Here is an 18,133-nt window from a genome sequence, read left to right as displayed (position 1 = left end):
GGAACGGACGCTTCCTTTGTACTCACCCTCTCGGGCTTTCCTCCGGGCGCTTCCCTTCGTTGTGTTTCACACTCTATCAGGAGCTTTTCCGCTCTCCCGCCACCCTGTTTTCCGCAGTCATAAAGACATACGGGCACAGCAGTGGACCCGAGAAAGGATCACTTCCGATAGGTGCCGCCCTCGCCTCGCCGGCAGTTGTCTGCGGGCCTCGGTCGTGGGCAGGGATCTGACAGTACATGCCCTCCTCATGCGAGGCAAATCGATTACGCACCGCACATGCCAAGGGCCCGATCACTCGTGCGGAACCCTCAGTTCCTATGACTTAGGCTTCCGACCAGTGCGCCGTCCAGGACAGGTAGTGACGGCGCGTGACGAATCTCCACCTGGGAGGCTTCCCATGACCACCGTGACGTCCCCGATCGCCGGACGCGCCATCGGACTCGCGGCAGTGCCCGATCCGGTCTTCTCCGGCGCGATGGTGGGACCCGGTACCGCTGTCGACCCCGTACGTGAGCCCCACGCCGCGGTCTCTCCCGTCGACGGCGTCATTGTCTCGCTGCACCCGCACGCGTTCGTCGTCGTGGACGCCGAGGGCCACGGTGTGCTGACGCACCTCGGCATCGACACCGTCCAGCTCAACGGCGAGGGCTTCGAGCTGCTCGTCAACAAGGGCGACACCGTGACGCGCGGCCAGGACGTCGTGCGCTGGAACCCGGTCGCCGTCGAAGCGGCCGGCAAGTCGCCGATCTGCCCGATCGTCGCGCTCGAGGCGACCGCCGACTCCCTCGGCGACGTCCGCGAGGACGGCGACGTCAAGGCCGGCGACCAGCTCTTCAGCTGGAAGTAGCCGATACCGCTCCCTGAGAAGGGGAGCGGCACGTACGACATCCACCGCGGCGGCCCGAGCCGCCGCATCAACCGGAGACGGGTGAAATGGAGACAACGCTGCGAGGCGTCGGCGTGAGCCACGGTGTGGCGATCGGCGAGGTCCGGCACATGGGCACGGCGGTTCTGGAGCCGCCGGCCAAGCAGATTCCGACGGACGAGGCGCCGCGCGAGCAGGGCCGCGCGCGCCAGGCCGTGGAAGCTGTGGCCGCCGACCTCATCGCGCGCGGCAACCTGGCCGGCGGCGAGGCCCAGCACGTGCTGGAGGCCCAGGCCATGATGGCCCAGGATCCCGAGCTGATGGCCGACGTCGAACGGCGCATCACCGTCGGCAGCACCGCGGAGCGCGCGGTGTACGACGCCTTCGCCGCCTACCGCGCGCTGCTCGCCAACGCCGGCGAGTACCTGGCCGGCCGCGTGGCCGACCTGGACGACGTGCGCAACCGCATCGTCGCGCGCCTGCTGGGCGTGCCGATGCCGGGCGTGCCGGACAGCGACGAGCCCTACGTGCTGATCGCCCGGGACCTCGCTCCCGCCGACACCGCCCTGCTCGACCCGACCCTGGTGCTGGGCTTCGTGACCGAGGAGGGCGGGCCGACCAGCCACAGCGCCATCCTGGCGCGTGCGCTCGGAGTGCCGGCGGTCGTGGCGCTGCCGGGTGCGGGTGAGCTTGCCGAGGGCACGGTGGTGGCCGTGGACGGCAGCACGGGCGACATCTTCGTCGACCCGAGCCCGGAGAAGCGCGCGGAGCTGATCAAGACGGCCGAGGAGCGCAAGGCCGCGCTGTCGGCGTCTTCCGGCCCGGGTGCGACGTCGGACGGGCACAAGGTGCCCCTGCTGGCGAACGTCGGCGGTCCGGGGGACGTGCCGGCGGCCGTCGAGGCGGGCGCCGAGGGCGTCGGTCTGTTCCGTACCGAGTTCCTGTTCCTGGACGACAGCAAGAAGGCGCCGTCCGAGGCCAAGCAGGTCGAGGCGTACCGCAAGGTGCTGGAGGCGTTCCCCGAGGGCCGTGTGGTCGTGCGGGTGCTGGACGCGGGCGCGGACAAGCCGCTGGACTTCCTGACGCCGGCCGACGAGCCGAACCCGGCGCTGGGCGTGCGGGGTCTGCGCACCCTGCTCGACCACCCGGACGTGCTGCGCACGCAGCTCACCGCGCTGGCCAAGGCCGCCGAGGGGCTGCCGGTCTACCTTGAGGTCATGGCGCCGATGGTGGCCGACCGCACGGACGCGAAGGCGTTCGCGGACGCGTGCCGCGAGGCCGGGCTGCAGGCGAAGTTCGGGGCGATGGTGGAGATCCCCTCCGCCGCGCTGCGGGCCCGCTCGATCCTGCAGGAGGTCGAGTTCCTGTCGCTGGGCACCAACGACCTGGCGCAGTACACCTTCGCCGCCGACCGTCAGGTCGGTGCGGTGTCGCGGCTGCAGGACCCGTGGCAGCCGGCGCTGCTCGACCTGGTCGCGGCTTCCGCCGAGGCCGCCAAGGCCGAGGGCAAGAGCTGCGGCGTGTGCGGCGAGGCCGCGGCGGACCCGCTGCTGGCCTGTGTGCTGACCGGTCTGGGCGTGACGAGCCTGTCCATGGGTGCGGCGTCGATTCCGTACGTCCGCGCGACCCTGGCCAAGCACACGCTGGCCCAGTGCGAGCGTGCCGCCGCCGCGGCCCGTGCGACGGACTCGGCCGAAGAGGCCCGTCTGGCCGCGCAGGCGGTGCTGTCCGGCGAGTGAGCCGGGCCGTCACCGTCGCGGTGGCGTGAGCTGAGAGGTGAAGGGTGTCCCGCCGGGTGGCGGGGCACCCTTCGTCCGTTCCCGGGCCGGCCACCGCCGGTCGCTCAGGCCCCCGGTCGCTCAGTCCCCGGTCGCTCAGTCCTCCAAGGGCAGCCCCGCGCAGTAGTCGACGTCGGGCTCGGGCGGTACGGGTTCGCCGGTGCGGGCGTCGGTGCAGTAGGCGGCGAAGACTTCCGCTTCGGTGAGCGGGTGGAGCCGGCCGCCGTCCTTGAGGTTCCAGCCGCGGACGGTGTCGCGGTGACCGGGCCGCATGCTGCGCAGGACCACGCCGCCCGGCCGTTCCGTGGCGATGCCTGCCGCGAGGACGGTGCAGAAGACGAGGGCGGCCGCCTCGCCGAGGTGGAGCAGGCCGTCGTCACGGCTCTCCGTGTGCAGCACGGCCACGAGCGGGGTCCGCCCTTCGGCCGGGATGCTGCAGACGAGGTGGTGGGTGCCGGGGCCGGCCGCCCGGATGATCCTCCGCAGGAGGGCGGTGGCCCTGGCGAAGGCGGCGCGGCCGATGTCCTCGCCGCAGGAGTCGCAGTCGCCGCGGGTCAGCAGGGCCGAGGCGTACTCCCACGTCGCCTGCTGTTCCGCCTCGGCGATGAGCCGGGGCAGCAGGCGGGCGAGGGGCTCGCCCCCGTAGGTGACCTTGGTGCCGGCGGCTGCGACCTCCGCGGTGTAGCGCGTGCGGCTGGCCGGGGCGTCGGGGTCGAGGTGGGAGTCGGTGCAGAACTCGGCGTAGGCGACGGGGTCGAAGAGGGCGACGCTCGTGTGCGTGCCGCGGGCGGTCAAGTCGCGCAGCAGGCCCTCCACCTGCCGCATGTAGGTGGCGTGGTCGTCGAAGGGGAAGCTCGTGTAGCCCTGCATGGCCGCGAAGTCGTCCGCTCCGGCCAGGACGGCCACGGTGCTGGGCACTTCGCGGCGCAGCAGGCGCCGTGCGCCGGGCCTGCGCCGCTCGGTGAGCGTTCTCTTCCCGCCGTCGCGCTGTTTGGTGTGCGGGCGCTTCCTGCCCGCCGGTCGCTTCCCCTCCCCCGTCAGGCGTTTCCCCGACAGCCGCTTCCCCGCGGGCCGCTTGCCGCCCGCCGGCCGTCCTCCGCCGTCACGTGAATGCGCCATCTTCTTCTCCCCCTGAGCGCGTGTGATCAATGCTCACTCACCGTAAGGGGAGGCACTGACAACGGGGTCCCGCCGTCGTCGCGGGTGAGCCTGCGCTGGGCGAGGCACATGACGGCGAGACCGGCGCCGAAGCCGAGCCAGCCGAGGGGTCCGGCCGCGATGGTGCCGGTCACGGCCACGGGTCCGATGCTGCGCTGGACCGCCGACGCGAGGCCGTGGACGCCGAGGTAGGCGCCTTGGGCGGTGGGCGGTGCGAGGGTGACGGACAGTTCCCAGGAGACGGTGGCGTGGAGCATCTCGGCGACGGTGAAGGCGACCGCGGCGAGGATCAGGGCGGTGACGGCGACCGGGCGGGTGCCGGTGGCCGACGCGGCGAGGGCCGCTCCGCCTGCGAAGTAGGCCGCGGCCAGGGGGTACAGCGAGGTGCGCGCCTTCTCGGAGGTGGTCCCGAAGCGGGCGAAGGGGACCTGGAAGCACACCACGAGCACGTTGTTGAGGACGAGGAGGAGGGGGACGAGGCCGTGCGGGACGGGTGTGGCCGTGACGGCCCACAGGGCGAGGCCGACCTTGAAGACGGAGTCGTCGAGGCAGAGGAAGGCTTCGGAGGCGGTGTAGGCGAGGTAACGGCGGTCGCGCCAGGGGTTGGTGACGGCCGCGGCGCCGGACTCCGCGGCCGTCCGGCCCTCCGCGGCGCCGGCAGCCGACCCGCCCGCCGCCGGCCCGCCCGCCGTCACCACGCGCGAGGCCGACGGCGGTTCGCCGCAGCGCAGGGTGAGCAGGGCGACGGCGACGAAGGACAGGGCGTCGCCGGCGAGCAGCCAGCGGTAGACGGCGGTGGTGCCGGCGGCGAGGGCTCCGGCCGCCGCGAGGCCGCCGACGGCCCAGCCCACGTTGGAGACGGTCCGGTTGACGGCCTGGTAGCGGCTGCGGTCGGGGCCGGCGATGCGGGTCGCGTAGAGCTTGGTGAGGACGGCGGACGCGCGGTCGCCGAGGCTGCCGACCGCGGTGATGGCGAGCAGGAGCCGCAGGTCGGTGGTGGTGAGGAGGGCGAGTGAGGCGACGGCGCGGAGGGCCTGGACGGCGGCGAGCAGCGTCCGCAGGGGGAGGCGGTCGGCGAGGAGGCCGCCGAGGGGCGGGCCGGCGATGCCGATGGCGCCGGAGACGCCGAGCAGCAGGCCGATCTGGGCGGTGCCGAGCCCGGCGACGTAGGTGAAGTACAGGACGGCCGTGGCGCCCCAGAGGCCTGAGCCCGTCCTGTCGACGAAGGTGACGGCGAGCATGCGGCGGCCGTCCGGTCCCCCCGGTATCTGCATGCGGTGATCCCCCTTGACGCGATTATTGTATTGATACATACTCAGTTCTGTGGTGACACAATATGAGATCACTGGTACGAACGCCAAGGGGATTGCCGCGTCCATCGAGCGTGGCGTGGCCGACGGCGCGCTCGCGCCCGGCAGCTCGCTCCCCCCGGTGCGCACGCTCGCGGAACATCTCGGGGTGAGCCCGGGGACGGTCGCCACCACGTACAAGGAGCTGCGCCGCCGGGGCATCGTCGTCACCCGCGGGCGCGGCGGGACGGTCGTCGCCGAGGCTCCGGCCGTCGCCTCCCGGCGCCCGCCGAAGGTGCCCGAAGGGCTGCGGGACCTGGCCGGCGGCCACCCAGATCCGGCGTTCCTGCCCGAACTGACGCCGCCCGCGCAGGTGGCCCGGGGCGGCCGCTCGCACCGTGCGGCGCCGCGGCTGGCCCGGCTGGAGGAGCTCACCCGCGCCTGGTACGAGCGCGACGGGGTCCCGTCCGCGCACGTGACCTTCGCCCACAGCGCGCTCGACTGCGTGGCCCGGCTGCTCTCCACCGAACTGCGGCCCGGTGACGCGGTGGCGATGGAGGACCCCGGATACCACCACCTGCTCGACCTCGTGCCGGCGCTCGGCCTGCGGATCGTGCCGGTCCGGGTGGACGACGAGGGCATGCGGCCGGAGGAGCTGCGGGCCGCGGTGCGCGGCGGCGTACGGGCCGTCATCTGCAGCCCGCGGGCCCAGAATCCGTACGGCGGCTGCTTCTCGGCCGCCCGGCGCGACGCGCTGGCCGCGGTGCTCGCGGAGGCGCCGGACGTGCTGGTCGTCGAGAACGACTACACCGCGGAGATCTGCGGCGCCCCCTTGCACAGCCTGACCGCCGGGGGCCGGCTCGCCCGCTGGGCCCAGGTCCGCACCGTCACCAAGCACCTGGGGCCGGACCTGCGGTGGGCCGCGCTGGCCTGCGACGCGACAACGCTGGCGCGGCACGACGGGCGGCTGCTGCTGACCTCCGGCTGGGTCAGCCACGTGCTGCAGGAGGCCGTGGCCGGGCTGCTCGCCGACCCCGGGGCCCGGGCCCTGGTCGACGAGGCCCGCACCGCGTACGCCGTGCGGCGCGAGGCGCTCATCGGGGAGCTGGCCCGGCGGGGGATCTCCGCGCACGGGGGCGGGGGCCTGAACGTGTGGGTGCCGGTGCGGGACGAGGCAGCCGTCGTCAACGGGCTGCGGTCCTGCGGGTGGTGGGTGGCCGCGGGGGCGCGGTTCCGGATCGGGGCGGGGCCGGGGGTGCGGATCACCACGGCGGATCTGTTGCCCGTGGAAGCGGGGCGGCTTGCCGCCGATTTTGCTGCTGTGCTGGGGGAGGCTCAGGCGACGTACGGGGGGTGACGGGTGGGGCTTATCCCCTACCCGCCCCTTCCCGTAACCGGAGGCTCCGCCCCCGGACCCCCCGTATCGCGCTGAACGCGCTCGTCCTCAATCGCCGGACGGGCTGAGATGGTGCTCGGACGAGCCGTGGCCTGCTAGCGCTTGCGGCCCAGCTCCTCGTAGAACTTCAGCAGGTCCGCGTTGTCCACCGAGCCCGGGTTCACCGCCTTCTCCAGCGGCGTGCCCTGGAGGAGGCGCTTCACCGGGACCTCGATGCGCTTGCCCGTGAGGGTGTGCGGGACGGCCGGGACCTCGATGACCTCGTCGGGGACGTGGCGGGGCGAGAGGTTCTCGCGGATGGTGCGCCTGATGCGGTCGAGCAGGGCGTCGTCCAGTCGCGTGCCCGGTGCCAGGTGGACGAAGAGGGGCATCCAGTAGCCGCCGTCCGGCTGTTCGACGCCGATGACGAGGGACTCGCGGATCTCGGGGAGGCGTTCGACGACCTCGTAGATGTCGGCGGAGCCCATACGGACGCCCTGCCGGTTGAGGGTGGAGTCGGAGCGGCCGTGGATGACGACGCTGCCGCGCGGGGTGAGGGTGATCCAGTCGCCGTGGCGCCAGACGCCGGGGAACATCTCGAAGTAGCTCTCGCGGTAGCGGGTGCCTTCGGGGTCGTTCCAGAAGTGGATGGGCATCGAGGGCATGGGGTTGGTGACGACGAGCTCGCCGACCTCGCCGACGACGGGCTTGCCGTGGGGGTCCCAGGCCTGGAGATCGGTGCCGAGGCAGGGGGCCTGGAGCTCGCCGATGTGGACGGGCAGGGTCGGGACGGCGCCCGCGAAGCAGCTGCAGACGTCCGTGCCGCCGCTCACCGAGGCGATCCACATGTCCTCGGCCCCCTCTTCGTGGAACTCGTCGTGGATCCAGCGGAACCCGTCGGGCGGCAGCGGCGAGCCCGTCGTGGCCACGCACTTCACGCGCGAGAGGTCGAAGTCCCGGCCGGGGTGGACCTCCGCCTTGCGGCAGGCCATGACGTAGGCGGCCGAGGTGCCGTAGAGGGTGGCGCCGGTGCGTTCGGCGATGCGCCACTGGGCGGCGGTGTCGGGGTGGCCGGGGCTGCCGTCGTAGAGGACGACGGTGGAGCCCACCAGGAGGCCGGAGACGAGGAAGTTCCACATCATCCAGCCGGTGGAGGTGTACCAGAAGAAGCGGTCGCCGGGGCCGAGGTCGCAGTGCAGGGAGAGCTGCTTGAGGTGTTCGAGGAGGATGCCGCCCTGGGACTGGACGATGGCCTTGGGCAGGCCGGTGGTGCCGGAGGAGTAGAGCACCCACAGCGGGTGGTCGAAGGGGACCTCTTCGAAGACGGGTTCCACGTCCTCGGCCACCAGTGCGTCCCACTCCAGGGCGCCTTCGGGGGCCGGGGTGCCCAGCAGCGGGATGTGGACGACGGCGCGCAGGGTGGGCAGGCCCGTGCGCAGTTCGGCGACGGTGCCGGTGCGCTCGTGTTCCTTGCCTCCGTAGCGGTAGCCGTCGACGGTGAACAGGACGACGGGTTCGACCTGCTGGAAGCGGTCCAGGACGCTGCGGGCGCCGAAGTCGGGTGCGCAGGAGGTCCACACGGCGCCGACGGCCGCGGTGGCGAGGAAGGCGACGACGGCGTGCGGGATGTTGGGCAGGTAGCCGGAGACGCGGTCGCCCGGGCGCACGCCGAGGCGGCGCAGCTCGGCGGCGAGCGAGCCGACCCGGCGGCGCAGCTCGGTCCAGGTGACCGGGCTGGGCTCGTGGGTCTCGTCGACGGCGAGCAGGGCCGGTTCGCCGGCCCGTGCGGGGTCCTCGGCGGCGCGCAGCGCGTGCTCGGCGTAGTTCAGCGTGGCGCCGGGGAACCAGGTGGCGCCGGGCATCGAGCGGTCGGCGAGGACGCGCTCGTAGGGGTGGGAGAAGCGGACGCCGGACCATTCGGCGAAGGCCCGCCAGAAGGTCTCGAGCTCGTCGACGGACCAGCGGTGCAGGGCGGCGTAGCTCGCGGCGGGGTCGCCGGGGACCACGGCCGGGGCGCCGTGGCGCTCCGCCGCCCACGCCTGGAAGCGGGTGACCCGGGCGCGGGCGACGCGGTCGGCGCCGGGGGTCCACAGGGGCTCCGGCGTTTCGGCGGGCTGCGGTGCGGTGGTCATCTGGCGGCTCCCGGGCTTCTGCGCGTCGTGGGCATCGCGTGGTGGCATCGTCCTCGTGCGCCGCGCGCACGGGCGGGGTGTGCGCGTGGCACGGCTGACCAGGACGATGCCACGTGATCGACTCCCGCACCAGGGCCGACGGCACACTGCGGCGCGGATCCCGCCGGCCGCGGGCGGGGCCGCGTCCCGTCCGCCTCACGCGCGCCGGGTTCCCCCGGCACCCCGCCGTTGTCCCTGCGGGGGTGAACGGCGTCTGAACGGCGGGCGCCGGCGATCGTGCGGGTGGCAGTCTGAGCAGCATGGATGCGCGTGATCTGCTGCGGTTAGTGAGGACGGTCCGTACGGCGCGGGGAGTGCGGTCCCTGCGGTCGGCGCTGCGGCGGCGGAGCGCGGACAGAGCGGGGCTGCCGCGGCCGGGTGCGGAGCGGGCGCGGGTGCCGGGTGCGGCGCAGGGGGCGGATCCGCTGCCGGGCGGCGGGGTGGTCCGCTTCGCGCGGTCGTCGCTGCGCGTGCGGGTGGCGGCGGGCGGCGCGGTGTTCTGCGGCTGGGACGGGGCCGGCCCGGAGCCGTCGTACGCCCTGAACGGGCCGGGGCCGGAGGTGGACGAGCGGGCGGTGCTGGAGCCGGACACCGACGGCGGCTGGCGGGTGGTGTCGGAGCGGGTGCTGGTGGTGGTGGGCCGGCACGGGACGGTGGAGGTGCGGACGCCCGGGGGCGTGCTGCTGCGGCGCGATCTGCCGCCGCGCTGGTGGGAGCCGGCGGACGCGGAGGGGCGCGAGCGGCAGGGGGCGGGTGAGCCGCGGTGGGCTCTGCGGTCGGAGGTGGCGGCGGACGCGCGCTTCTTCGGGCTGGGCGGCCGGGCGGCGGGTCCGCGGCTGCGGGACGGCTCGTACCGGCTGTGGAACACCGATCCGGACGGCGCCTTCGTGCCGGGCGACGATCCGCTGTACATCACGATGCCGGTGCAGCTGGTGGTGGCGGACGCGGGCACGCACCTGGTGTTCCACGACGACTCGTGGGACGGGCGGGTGACGCTGGCGGAGGGCGAGGAGGGCGCGGGCTCGGGCCACGACCGGCCGGGCCGCTGCGAGGTGCGGATGGACGGGGGGCCGCTGCGCTACTGGGTGCTGGTGGGGACGCCGGCGCGGGTGCTGCACGGCTGGGCGTCCCTGACGGGAGCCGCTGCGCTGCCGCCCGCGTGGGCGCTCGGTCACCATCACGCGCGCTGGGGCTTCGGCAGCGAGCGCGAGGTGCGGCGGGTGGTGGAGGGGTACGCCGAGCGCGGGCTGCCGCTGTCGGCCCTGCACCTGGACATCGACCACTACCGGGGGCACCGCGTCTTCACGGTGGACCGGGAGCGGTTCCCCGATCTGCCGGGGCTGGCGGCGGAGCTGCGGGAGAGGGGGGTGCGGCTGGTGTCGATCGTGGACCCGGCGGTGAAGGCGGAGCCGGGCCAGTGGGTGTTCGACAGCGGGGCGGCGGCCGACGCGTTCGTGCGGGACGCGCGGGGGCGCCGGGTGCGGGGGGAGGTGTGGCCGGGCGAGTCGGTCTTCCCCGACTTCACCGATCCGCGGGTGCGCAAGTGGTGGGGCGGGCTGTACGGGGAGCGGCTGGCGCAGGGGTTCTCGGGTGTGTGGCACGACATGAACGAGCCGGTGTCGTTCGCGCCGTTCGGGGATCCGTCGCTGCCGCTGTCGGCGCGGCACTCGCTGGAGGGGCGCGGCGGCGACCACCGGGAGGCGCACAACGTGTACGGCCTGGCCATGGCCCGGGCCGGCTACGAGGCGCTGTGCGAGCTGCGGCCGGGCGAGCGCCCGTTCCTCTTCTCGCGCTCGGGCTGGGCGGGCATGCAGCGCTACGGCGGTACGTGGTCGGGCGACGTGGCCACGGGGTGGCCGGGGCTGCGGGCGTCGCTGTCGCTGGTGCTGGGCCTGGGGCTGTGCGGGGTCCCGTACTCGGGCCCGGACATCGGCGGTTTCTCCGGGTTCCCCTCGCCCGAGCTGTACGTGCGCTGGTTCCAGCTGGGCTCCTACCTGCCGCTGTTCCGCACGCATTCGGCGATCGACGCGGGGCCGCGGGAGCCGTGGGAGTTCGGCGGGGAGGCGCTGGAGCACGCGGGGGCGGCGCTGCGGGAGCGGATGCGGCTGCTGCCGTACTTCGTGACGCTCGCGCACCTGGCGCGGCGTACGGGGGCGCCCTACGTGCGTCCGGTGTGGTGGCGTTCGCCGGAGGACCGTGCGCTGCGGGACTGTGAGGACGCGTTCCTGCTGGGCGATTCGCTGCTGGTGGCGCCGGTGCTGGAGCAGGGGGCGGACCGGCGGGCGGTCCGGCTGCCGCGCGGGCTCTGGTACGACACGGCGACGGGCAAGGCCCACGAGGGGCCGGGGCAGGTGCTGCTGGACGCGCCGCTGTCGCGGATCCCGGTGCTGGCGCGGGCGGGTTCGGTGATTCCGGTGCAGAGGACCGCGGAGAGCGCTTCCGGGCCGGCCGGACCGTCGCCGGCCGGGCGGTCCGAACTCGCCGCACTCTCCGGGCCCTCCGGGCCTACCGCGTCTTCCGGGCCTTCCGGGCCTTCCGGGCCTTCCGGACCGGTGGAACTGGAGGTGTGGGCTCCGGCTCCGGGTCGCACCGGCGGCGGCGTGCTGGTCCCGGACGGCGGTGACGGATGGGAGCCGCAGGAGGCCGTGCGGTTCACCACGCGCCGGCGGGACGGTGCGGTGGTCGTGGAGCAGGAGGGTGCGGAGGAGGTGGGGTATCCGGTCCGCGTGCGGGGAGAGGGCGCGTGACGGAGCAGAGGGGAGCGCAGTGAAGTGAGAGGGCGGGCGCCCTTCCCCGGGAGCCCGTCCGGCTGCTATCCGGGTGGCATGAACAGACCCCGATTCCGGGCCGTCCTGCGGGCCTTCGTCCTGCCCGCCGCGGCCCTCCTGACGCTCCTGTCCCTCCCGGCCGCCGCGCCGCCGGCTCGGGCCGCCTCCGCGGAGCCGCGTCCGCCCCGCGGGTTCGTGGCCCTCGCCGACGTGGATCCGACGATCCTGCAGGAGATGCGGTACGTGACCGTGCACAACTTCACGGGCCACCGCGTGGACGGCTATCTGCGCCCCATGTGCGTCCTGACGCGGGAGGCCGCCGACGCCCTGCACCGGGCGCAGCGCTCGCTGCTGCGCCGGGGCTACGGGCTGAAGGTGTACGACTGCTACCGGCCGCAGCGGGCGGTGAACGACTTCGTGGAGTGGGCCAAAGACCTCGCGGACACCCGGATGAAGGCGGAGTTCTACCCGCGCGTGGAGAAGACCCGGCTGTTCGAGGACGGGTACATCGCGGCGAAGTCCGGGCACAGCCGCGGCAGCACGCTGGACGTGACGATAGTGAGGCTGCCGGCCTGGCCGACGCGGCCGTACGTGCCCGGGGAGCCGCTCGTGCCGTGCTACGCGCCGCGGGAGCAGCGCTTCCCCGACAACTCCGTGGACATGGGCACGGGCTTCGACTGCTTCGACACCCTCTCGCACACCCTGGACCCGCGGATCACGGGCGTGCAGCGGGCGAACCGGCTGCTGCTGAAGTCGGCGCTGGAGCGGGAGGGGTTCGTCAACCTGCCGGAGGAGTGGTGGCACTACACCTTCAAGCCGGAGCCGTTCCCCGACACGTACTTCGACTTCCCCGTGCTGCGCCGTCCCGCGCCGTGACGCTCCGAGTGCCTTGACGCTCCGTCACGGCGGGGGAACACTTCCCGTCCTGACAGGTCCGGACAGGTTCCGAGGTCAGGAGACGCCATGACGGGTCCGTACGTCGCCGCGATCGACCAGGGCACCACCTCCAGCCGCTGCATCGTCTTCGACCGGGACGGCCGGCCCGTCGGCGCGGACCAGCGCGAGCACCGGCAGATCTTCCCCAAGCCCGGCTGGGTGGAGCACGACGCCGCCGAGATCTGGGCGAAGGTGCAGGCGGTGGTGGCGGGTGCACTGGCCGCGGCGGGGCTGGAGGCCGGCGAGCTGAGCGGTCTGGGCATCACCAACCAGCGGGAGACGACGGTCCTGTGGGACCGCTCGACGGGCAAGCCGGTGCACAACGCGGTCGTCTGGCAGGACACGCGTACGGACGCGCTCTGCCGGGAGCTGGGCGGTGCGGACGGGCAGGACCGGTTCCGGGCGGCGACGGGGCTGCCGCTGGCGAGCTACTTCTCCGGGCCCAAGGTCGCCTGGCTGCTGGAGCACGTGCCCGGGCTGCGGCGGCGTGCCGAGAACGGCGAGATAGCGTTCGGCACGGTCGACTCCTGGCTCATCTGGAACCTGACGGGCGGCCCCGACGGCGGGGTGCACGTCACGGACGTGACGAACGCGTCGCGCACCCTGCTGATGGACCTCGGCACGCTCCAGTGGGACGCCGGGATCCTGTCCGCGATGGGCGTCCCCGAGGCGGTGCTGCCGGAGATCCGGTCCTCCTGCGAGGTGTACGGCAGGGCCGTGGGGCCGCTGGCCGGGGTGCCGGTGGCGGCGGCCCTCGGCGACCAGCAGGCGGCGGTGTTCGGGCAGACCTGCTACGGGGTGGGCGAGGCCAAGAACACCTACGGCACGGGCAGCTTCCTGCTGCTGAACACCGGGACGCGGCCCGTGCCGTCCAAGAGCGGCCTGCTGACGACGGTGGGCTACCGGCTGGGCGGCGAGCCGGCCGTCTACTGCCTGGAGGGGTCGATCGCCGTCACGGGCGCGCTCGTGCAGTGGTTCCGCGACCGGCTGGGGCTGATCCGCTCGGCCGACGAGATCGAGGCGCTGGCGGCGAGCGTCCCCGACAACGGCGGCGCGTACATCGTGCCCGCCTTCTCCGGCCTGTACGCGCCCTACTGGCGCTCGGACGCCCGGGGCGTGATCACCGGGCTGACCGGCTACGTCACGCGGGCGCACCTGGCGCGGGCGGTGCTGGAGGCCACGAGCTGGCAGACGCGGGAGGTGGTGGACGCGATGTTCCAGGACTCCGGCGTGCGGATCAGCTCGCTGAAGGTGGACGGCGGGATGACGGCCAACGGGCTGCTGATGCAGCACCAGGCCGACGTGCTGGGCGTGCCGGTGATCCGGCCGGTGGTCACCGAGACCACCAGCCTGGGCGCGGCCTACGCGGCGGGTCTCGCGACCGGCGTGTGGCGCGATCCGGACGAGCTGCGGGCGCACTGGCGGCGGGACGCGGAGTGGACGCCCCGGCGGGCGCCGGAGGCGCGGGAGGCCGAGTACCGGGTGTGGCGCCGGGCGGTGGAGCGCAGCTTCGGCTGGGTGCAGGCGCCCGAGCAGGGCGGGCCGGCCTGACCGGTCCGGCAGGCCCGGCCGGCCCGGCTGGCCCGGCTGGTCCGGCCGGACTAGCCGGCCTGCTGGGCGAGCGCGGTGAACCGCTGCTGCACCACGGACACCAGCACCCCCTTCACCGACTCCTTCTCCCGTGCGTCGCACAGGATCACCGGCACGCCCGGGTCGAGGTCGAGGGCGTCGCGGACGTCCTCCTCGGGGTAGCGCTCGGCGCCGTCGAAGCAGTTGACGGCGAGGGTGAAGGGGATGCCGCGGCGCTCGAAGTAGTCGACGGCGGCGAAGCAGTCCTGCAGCCGCCGGGTGTCGGCGAGGACGACGGCGCCGAGCGCGCCGCGGGCCAGCTCGTCCCACAGGAACCAGAAGCGGTCCTGGCCGGGGGTGCCGAAGAGGTAGAGGACCAGGTCGTCGCGGAGGGTGATGCGGCCGAAGTCCATGGCCACGGTGGTGGTGCGCTTGCCCTCCACGCCGGAGGTGTCGTCGACGGGCCTGCCCGCCTCGGTGAGCAGCTCCTCCGTGCGCAGCGGCCGGATCTCGCTGACCGCGCCGACGAGGGTGGTCTTGCCGGCCCCGAAGCCCCCGGCGACCAGGAGCTTGAGGGCCACCGGGGCCGTCGCCGGGCGCGTGCGGCCGCGGTCGGGGAGCAGGGACCTCATGGTTGTTCGTCCTCCGGTCGTGGGGGCGTTCGCGGTGTCCCGCTCCCCCGGTGGAAGGTGATCGTTCCGTAGAGACCGTGCTCACGACAAGTCTCTTCCGGTGTGCGGTGCGCGGGCTCCGGGCCCGGCGCCCGCGCACCGCGTCTCAGAGGGCCCGCAGCCCGTCGATCACCTCGCGCAGAATGCTTTCGTCGGGCAGTTCCGCCGGGGGCACCGGCCGGGTGACCCGGACGAGCCCGGCGTCGAGCAGGTCGCCGACGAGCACCCGCACCACGCCGACGGGCAGGTCGAGGCCCGCCGCCAGCTCCGCGACCGAGCGCGGCATGTCCCGGGTGAGCTCCGCTATGTCGAGGTGTTCCGGGGACAGCGTCTGGTCGGCGAGGGCGTGGGCGGCTCCGGGGTGGTCCGCCGGGTCCTCGGCGACGACGACCGCGATGAGGTCGAGGCCGGCCCCGTCCGCGCTGCGGGTGCGCCCGCGGGTCATGGCGTACGGGCGGACCACCGGACCCGCCGCGTCGTCGTACCAGCGCACGTCCCCGTCGCCGGAGCCGTCCCCGGTCAGGCCGGCGGTCACCCGTCGGCGGCTACGCCGGTGCGCGGAGCGGTGGCCAGGTGCGCGCCCACCCGCTTGACGAGCAGCGTCATCTCGTAGGCGACCTGGCCGATGTCGGAGTCGGCGTCGGCGAGCACGGCCAGACAGCTGCCGTCGCCGGCGGCCGTGACGAAGAGGAAGGCCTCGTCCAGCTCGACGACGGTCTGGCGGACCTTGCCCGCGTCGAAGTGGCGTCCTACGCCCTTGGCGAGGCTGTGGAAGCCGGAGGCCACGGCCGCCAGGTGCTCGCCGTCCTCGCGCGAGAGGTCCTTGGAGGTCCCGGTCGCCAGCCCGTCGCCGGAGAGCACGAGCGCCTTGCGGATGCTGCCGACGCGCTCGACGAGTTCGTCGAGGAGCCAGTTCAGTTCGCCCGTGCCGGCCGGTGCGCCGTTCGCTGCGGTGGTTGTCCCGTTGTCGGCCTTCGGTGCGGTCATCGACCGTCCCCCTCAGATGTGGTTCCTGGTGCGGTTTTTCTCGGTGGTCTGTTCGGTGCGTCCGCCTCATTGTGCTCCCGGCCGCGCTGCCAGCCGCGCTGGAGGGCGGCCATCCTGGCCCGCACCTCGTCGGCGTCGCGCTCGGGTTCCGGACCGGCGGAGTCCGGGCCGGCCGGCCCGCCGTGGGTGCGGGTGGCCGTCACGTCCTTCCCCAAGGACGGGTCCTTCTTCAGCTGGGGGGCGAGGCTCGCCTGGCGTACGCGCCGGGGCAGCCCGCCGGGGGGCGTCCGCTCGGCCCCGGGCCTCTCCGGGCGGTCCGCCGGGGAGGAGGCCGGCGCGGTCGCCGGGGCGGAGGGCCTGCGGCGCGGCAGCGGCAGCGGTCCGTCGCCCGCCTGGTGGTGCTCCTCGCCCTCGTCCGGGCGCGGTTCGAACGGGCAGAGCAGGTCATCGGCCGGCGCGGCGGCGGGCGCGGGGAGCCGGTCGCGGGAGCGCGCGGTCCGCGCCGGCGGCACCGGGGCCCGGCCCTTGGCGAGCGCCTGCTCGCCCGTGTCCTCGTCCCCGGACCGGGCGTCGGTCTCGGTGAGCAGGTCCAGGGGGATGAGGACGACGGCGGTGGTGCCGCCGTACGGGGAGGTCTGGAGCGAGACGCGCACGTCGTGGCGGCGGGCGAGCCGGCTGACGACGAACAGGCCGAGCCGGTCGGTGTCGGAGAGCTCGAACTCGGGGGTCTCGGCGAGCCGGAGGTTGGCCTCCAGCAGGGCGTCCGGGGACATGCCGAGGCCGCGGTCGTGGATCTCCAGGGTGAAGCCGTTGGCGACGCGCTGGCCGTGCACCTGCACGGCGGTGTGCGGCGGGGAGAAGACGGTGGCGTTCTCCAGGAGTTCGGCGACGAGGTGGGTGAGGTCGCCGACGGCGGGGCCGCGCACGGCCAGCCGGGGCAGGCGGCGCACCTCGATCCGCTCGTAGTCCTCGACCTCGGCGACGGCTCCGCGGACGACGTCCATGAGGCGGACGGGCTTGCGCCACTGCCGGGCGGGGGCGGCGCCGGAGAGGATCACCAGGCCCTCGGCGTGACGGCGCATGCGGGTGGTGAGGTGGTCGAGGCGGAAGAGGTCGGCGAGCTCCTCGGTGTCCTCGGTGCGGCGCTCCATGGCGTCGAGGAGGGTGAGCTGACGGTGCAGCAGGACCTGGCTGCGGCGGGCGAGGTTGACGAAGACGTCGGCGACGCCGCGGCGCATGTCGGCCTGTTTGACGGCGGCCTCGACGGCGGCCCGCTGCAGGGTGTCGAGGGCCTTGCCGACCTGGCCGATCTCGTCGGGCCCGAACTCCCGCGGCGGGGCCTCGGCGGCGAGGTCGATCCGCTGGCCCGCGGCCAGGCGGCGCATGACGGCGGGCAGCCGGATGCCGGAGGCCTCGTGGGCCTCCTTGCGCAGCCGGCGCAGGTCGCGCACCAGGCCGCGGCCGATGCGCAGGGAGATGACGAGGGAGCAGACGAGCGCGGCGGCGCCCAGGACGCCGGCGACGGCGGCCTTGGTCAGGACGCGGACGGCGATCGGCTCGACGCGGTCCGCGTAGCGGGCGGTGGCCTCGGTGTTCATCCGGGCGAGCTCGTCGAGCACGACGCCCGCGGCCCGCTCCCAGCGCATCGGGTCGATGGTCTGCGGGGCGCGGGAGGAGCCGGCGAGGATGGCGGTGTCCTCGGCGGCGCGCAGGGCGTGGGGGCCCGAGCCGCGCCAGTACTCCTCGAAGATCTTCTGGTCGCCGGCGGGCAGCACGGAGAGGCTGGTGCTGAAGAGGATCTGCCGCTCGGCGACGCGGTCGGAGACGGCCCGCAGGTCCTGGCGGCTCATGGTGCCGGTGGTGAGGGCGGCGGCGAGGAGGGCGTCCTCGCGGGAGAGCGCCTCGCGGGCGCGGGCCACGCCGATGAGGGCGCGGGCCTGCTTGTCCATCTCGGCGTCCTCGAAGGCGCCGAGGCTGCCGAGGAAGGCGTAGTAGGGCTCCACCAGGTCGTTGTAGGCCTGGAAGGCGCCGTAGCGGCTGATGGCGCCGGCCCCGACCTTGCCGCGCAGGCCCTCGAGGTCGCCCAGGGCCTTCTCGATGCGCCGGTAGCGGACGTCGGTGGCGGGGCTCATGTCGTCGCGGACCTTGCCGGCGCCGCGGCGGAAGCCGGCGGCCGTCTTGTCGGTGGCGTCCTGCTGCTCGCGCAGGACGGCGAGGTTGTCGGCGCGGCGCGGGTCGGCGAGGTGGACGAGGGTCTGGCGGCGCTCCTTCTGCAACGCGCGGACGAGCTCCTCGGCGGGCAGGCCCGCGGTGCGGATGGCCTCGGCGGCGGAGAGCAGCCGGGCGGCCTCCGTGCCGGTGATGACGGTGGCGAAGACCCACAGGCCCGTGAGGGACACCAGCGGCACCAGCAGCAGCGCCACGATCTTCCGGCGGATCGATTTCCCGCGAAAGCGCATGGCCTCCCCAACGTCAACCCCGCTCTGATGGGGTGGTGTTCCGACAACAATGCGGCGTGAGCCTACTACTGCGGGGTACGGGACTCGAAGGCCAGTACGGCGATCGG

Annotated in this window: 13 protein-coding genes; 6 read left to right on the top strand and 7 right to left on the bottom strand. The window is 74.2% G+C overall.

The genetic code is table 11. The annotated features are described in order from the left end of the window. The first annotated feature begins 397 nt into the window (after nucleotides 1–397). On the top strand, nucleotides 398–847 hold the full coding sequence (locus NQU55_RS27130) for a PTS sugar transporter subunit IIA (RefSeq protein WP_168092856.1): 450 nt from the start codon (nucleotides 398–400) through the stop codon (nucleotides 845–847). Nucleotides 848–933: 86 nt separating this feature from the next. Beyond that, nucleotides 934–2,604 (top strand): phosphoenolpyruvate--protein phosphotransferase, encoded by a 1,671-nt coding sequence (ptsP, locus tag NQU55_RS27125; protein ID WP_168092855.1) that lies wholly within the window; start codon nucleotides 934–936, stop codon nucleotides 2,602–2,604. 135 nt (nucleotides 2,605–2,739) lie between these two features. On the opposite strand, the gene NQU55_RS27120 is transcribed toward ptsP, so the two are convergent. Both NQU55_RS27120 and NQU55_RS27115 read right to left on the bottom strand, forming a co-directional pair. Continuing rightward, a complete protein-coding gene (locus NQU55_RS27120) occupies nucleotides 2,740–3,762 on the bottom strand; it encodes a DUF8829 domain-containing protein (protein WP_240976352.1) in 1,023 nt (340 codons plus the stop codon). A 26-nt stretch (nucleotides 3,763–3,788) separates the two neighbouring features. Beyond that, entirely contained in the window at nucleotides 3,789–5,075 is a 1,287-nt protein-coding gene (locus NQU55_RS27115; protein WP_277355343.1) for an MFS transporter, read from the bottom strand. Nucleotides 5,076–5,124: 49 nt separating this feature from the next. On the opposite strand from NQU55_RS27115, the gene NQU55_RS27110 reads away from it, so the two are divergent. Beyond that, nucleotides 5,125–6,447: an aminotransferase class I/II-fold pyridoxal phosphate-dependent enzyme gene (locus tag NQU55_RS27110; RefSeq protein WP_168092854.1), complete on the top strand. Its 1,323-nt coding sequence runs from the start codon at nucleotides 5,125–5,127 to the stop codon at nucleotides 6,445–6,447. A gap of 134 nt (nucleotides 6,448–6,581) precedes the next feature. On the opposite strand, the gene NQU55_RS27105 is transcribed toward NQU55_RS27110, so the two are convergent. Further along, complete coding sequence (locus NQU55_RS27105) at nucleotides 6,582–8,597, bottom strand: acetoacetate--CoA ligase (RefSeq protein ID WP_168092853.1); 2,016 nt, start codon at nucleotides 8,595–8,597, stop codon at nucleotides 6,582–6,584. A gap of 299 nt (nucleotides 8,598–8,896) precedes the next feature. On the opposite strand from NQU55_RS27105, the gene NQU55_RS27100 reads away from it, so the two are divergent. From NQU55_RS27100 to glpK, 3 genes are all read left to right on the top strand, one after another. Next, nucleotides 8,897–11,383: a glycoside hydrolase family 31 protein gene (locus tag NQU55_RS27100; protein ID WP_240976351.1), complete on the top strand. Its 2,487-nt coding sequence runs from the start codon at nucleotides 8,897–8,899 to the stop codon at nucleotides 11,381–11,383. 78 nt (nucleotides 11,384–11,461) lie between these two features. After that, complete coding sequence (locus tag NQU55_RS27095; RefSeq protein ID WP_168092852.1) at nucleotides 11,462–12,280, top strand: M15 family metallopeptidase; 819 nt, start codon at nucleotides 11,462–11,464, stop codon at nucleotides 12,278–12,280. Nucleotides 12,281–12,367: 87 nt separating this feature from the next. Further along, nucleotides 12,368–13,891: a glycerol kinase GlpK gene (gene glpK / locus NQU55_RS27090; protein ID WP_168092851.1), complete on the top strand. Its 1,524-nt coding sequence runs from the start codon at nucleotides 12,368–12,370 to the stop codon at nucleotides 13,889–13,891. A gap of 50 nt (nucleotides 13,892–13,941) precedes the next feature. Here the strand turns inward: glpK and NQU55_RS27085 are convergent, their stop codons facing one another. The 4 genes from NQU55_RS27085 to NQU55_RS27070 form a co-directional block, all read right to left on the bottom strand. Further along, nucleotides 13,942–14,541 carry a GTP-binding protein gene (locus NQU55_RS27085; protein ID WP_168092850.1) on the bottom strand — a complete coding sequence of 200 codons (600 nt, stop codon included), beginning with the start codon at nucleotides 14,539–14,541 and terminating at the stop codon, nucleotides 13,942–13,944. 145 nt (nucleotides 14,542–14,686) lie between these two features. After that, the gene (locus NQU55_RS27080; RefSeq protein ID WP_256791336.1) at nucleotides 14,687–15,115 is read right to left on the bottom strand and encodes a DUF742 domain-containing protein; all 429 of its coding nucleotides are present in this window, start codon (nucleotides 15,113–15,115) and stop codon (nucleotides 14,687–14,689) included. Further along, nucleotides 15,112–15,567, bottom strand: coding sequence for a roadblock/LC7 domain-containing protein (locus NQU55_RS27075; protein WP_168092849.1), 456 nt, complete (start codon nucleotides 15,565–15,567; stop codon nucleotides 15,112–15,114). The genes NQU55_RS27080 and NQU55_RS27075 overlap by 4 nt, the downstream gene beginning before the upstream one ends. After that, nucleotides 15,564–18,026 (bottom strand): sensor histidine kinase, encoded by a 2,463-nt coding sequence (locus NQU55_RS27070; RefSeq protein ID WP_256791335.1) that lies wholly within the window; start codon nucleotides 18,024–18,026, stop codon nucleotides 15,564–15,566. The genes NQU55_RS27075 and NQU55_RS27070 overlap by 4 nt, the downstream gene beginning before the upstream one ends. Nucleotides 18,027–18,133 lie beyond the last annotated feature (107 nt).

The organism is Streptomyces telluris (genome assembly GCF_024519335.1).
Classification (GTDB): domain Bacteria; phylum Actinomycetota; class Actinomycetes; order Streptomycetales; family Streptomycetaceae; genus Streptomyces; species Streptomyces telluris.
This window is presented reverse-complemented; position numbering and strand designations above follow the sequence as displayed.

What these genes read in the sequence shown, in the direction of transcription:
- NQU55_RS27120 (WP_240976352.1), bottom strand. Translation starts at nt 3,762, where the DNA reads ATGGCGCATTCACGTGACGGCGGAGGACGGCCGGCGGGCGGCAAGCGG.
- NQU55_RS27105 (WP_168092853.1), bottom strand. Translation starts at nt 8,597, where the DNA reads ATGACCACCGCACCGCAGCCCGCCGAAACGCCGGAGCCCCTGTGGACC.
- NQU55_RS27085 (WP_168092850.1), bottom strand. Translation starts at nt 14,541, where the DNA reads ATGAGGTCCCTGCTCCCCGACCGCGGCCGCACGCGCCCGGCGACGGCC.
- NQU55_RS27115 (WP_277355343.1), bottom strand. Translation starts at nt 5,075, where the DNA reads ATGCAGATACCGGGGGGACCGGACGGCCGCCGCATGCTCGCCGTCACC.
- NQU55_RS27100 (WP_240976351.1), top strand. Translation starts at nt 8,897, where the DNA reads ATGGATGCGCGTGATCTGCTGCGGTTAGTGAGGACGGTCCGTACGGCG.
- NQU55_RS27130 (WP_168092856.1), top strand. Translation starts at nt 398, where the DNA reads ATGACCACCGTGACGTCCCCGATCGCCGGACGCGCCATCGGACTCGCG.
- NQU55_RS27095 (WP_168092852.1), top strand. Translation starts at nt 11,462, where the DNA reads ATGAACAGACCCCGATTCCGGGCCGTCCTGCGGGCCTTCGTCCTGCCC.
- NQU55_RS27070 (WP_256791335.1), bottom strand. Translation starts at nt 18,026, where the DNA reads ATGCGCTTTCGCGGGAAATCGATCCGCCGGAAGATCGTGGCGCTGCTG.
- ptsP (WP_168092855.1), top strand. Translation starts at nt 934, where the DNA reads ATGGAGACAACGCTGCGAGGCGTCGGCGTGAGCCACGGTGTGGCGATC.
- NQU55_RS27075 (WP_168092849.1), bottom strand. Translation starts at nt 15,567, where the DNA reads ATGACCGCACCGAAGGCCGACAACGGGACAACCACCGCAGCGAACGGC.
- glpK (WP_168092851.1), top strand. Translation starts at nt 12,368, where the DNA reads ATGACGGGTCCGTACGTCGCCGCGATCGACCAGGGCACCACCTCCAGC.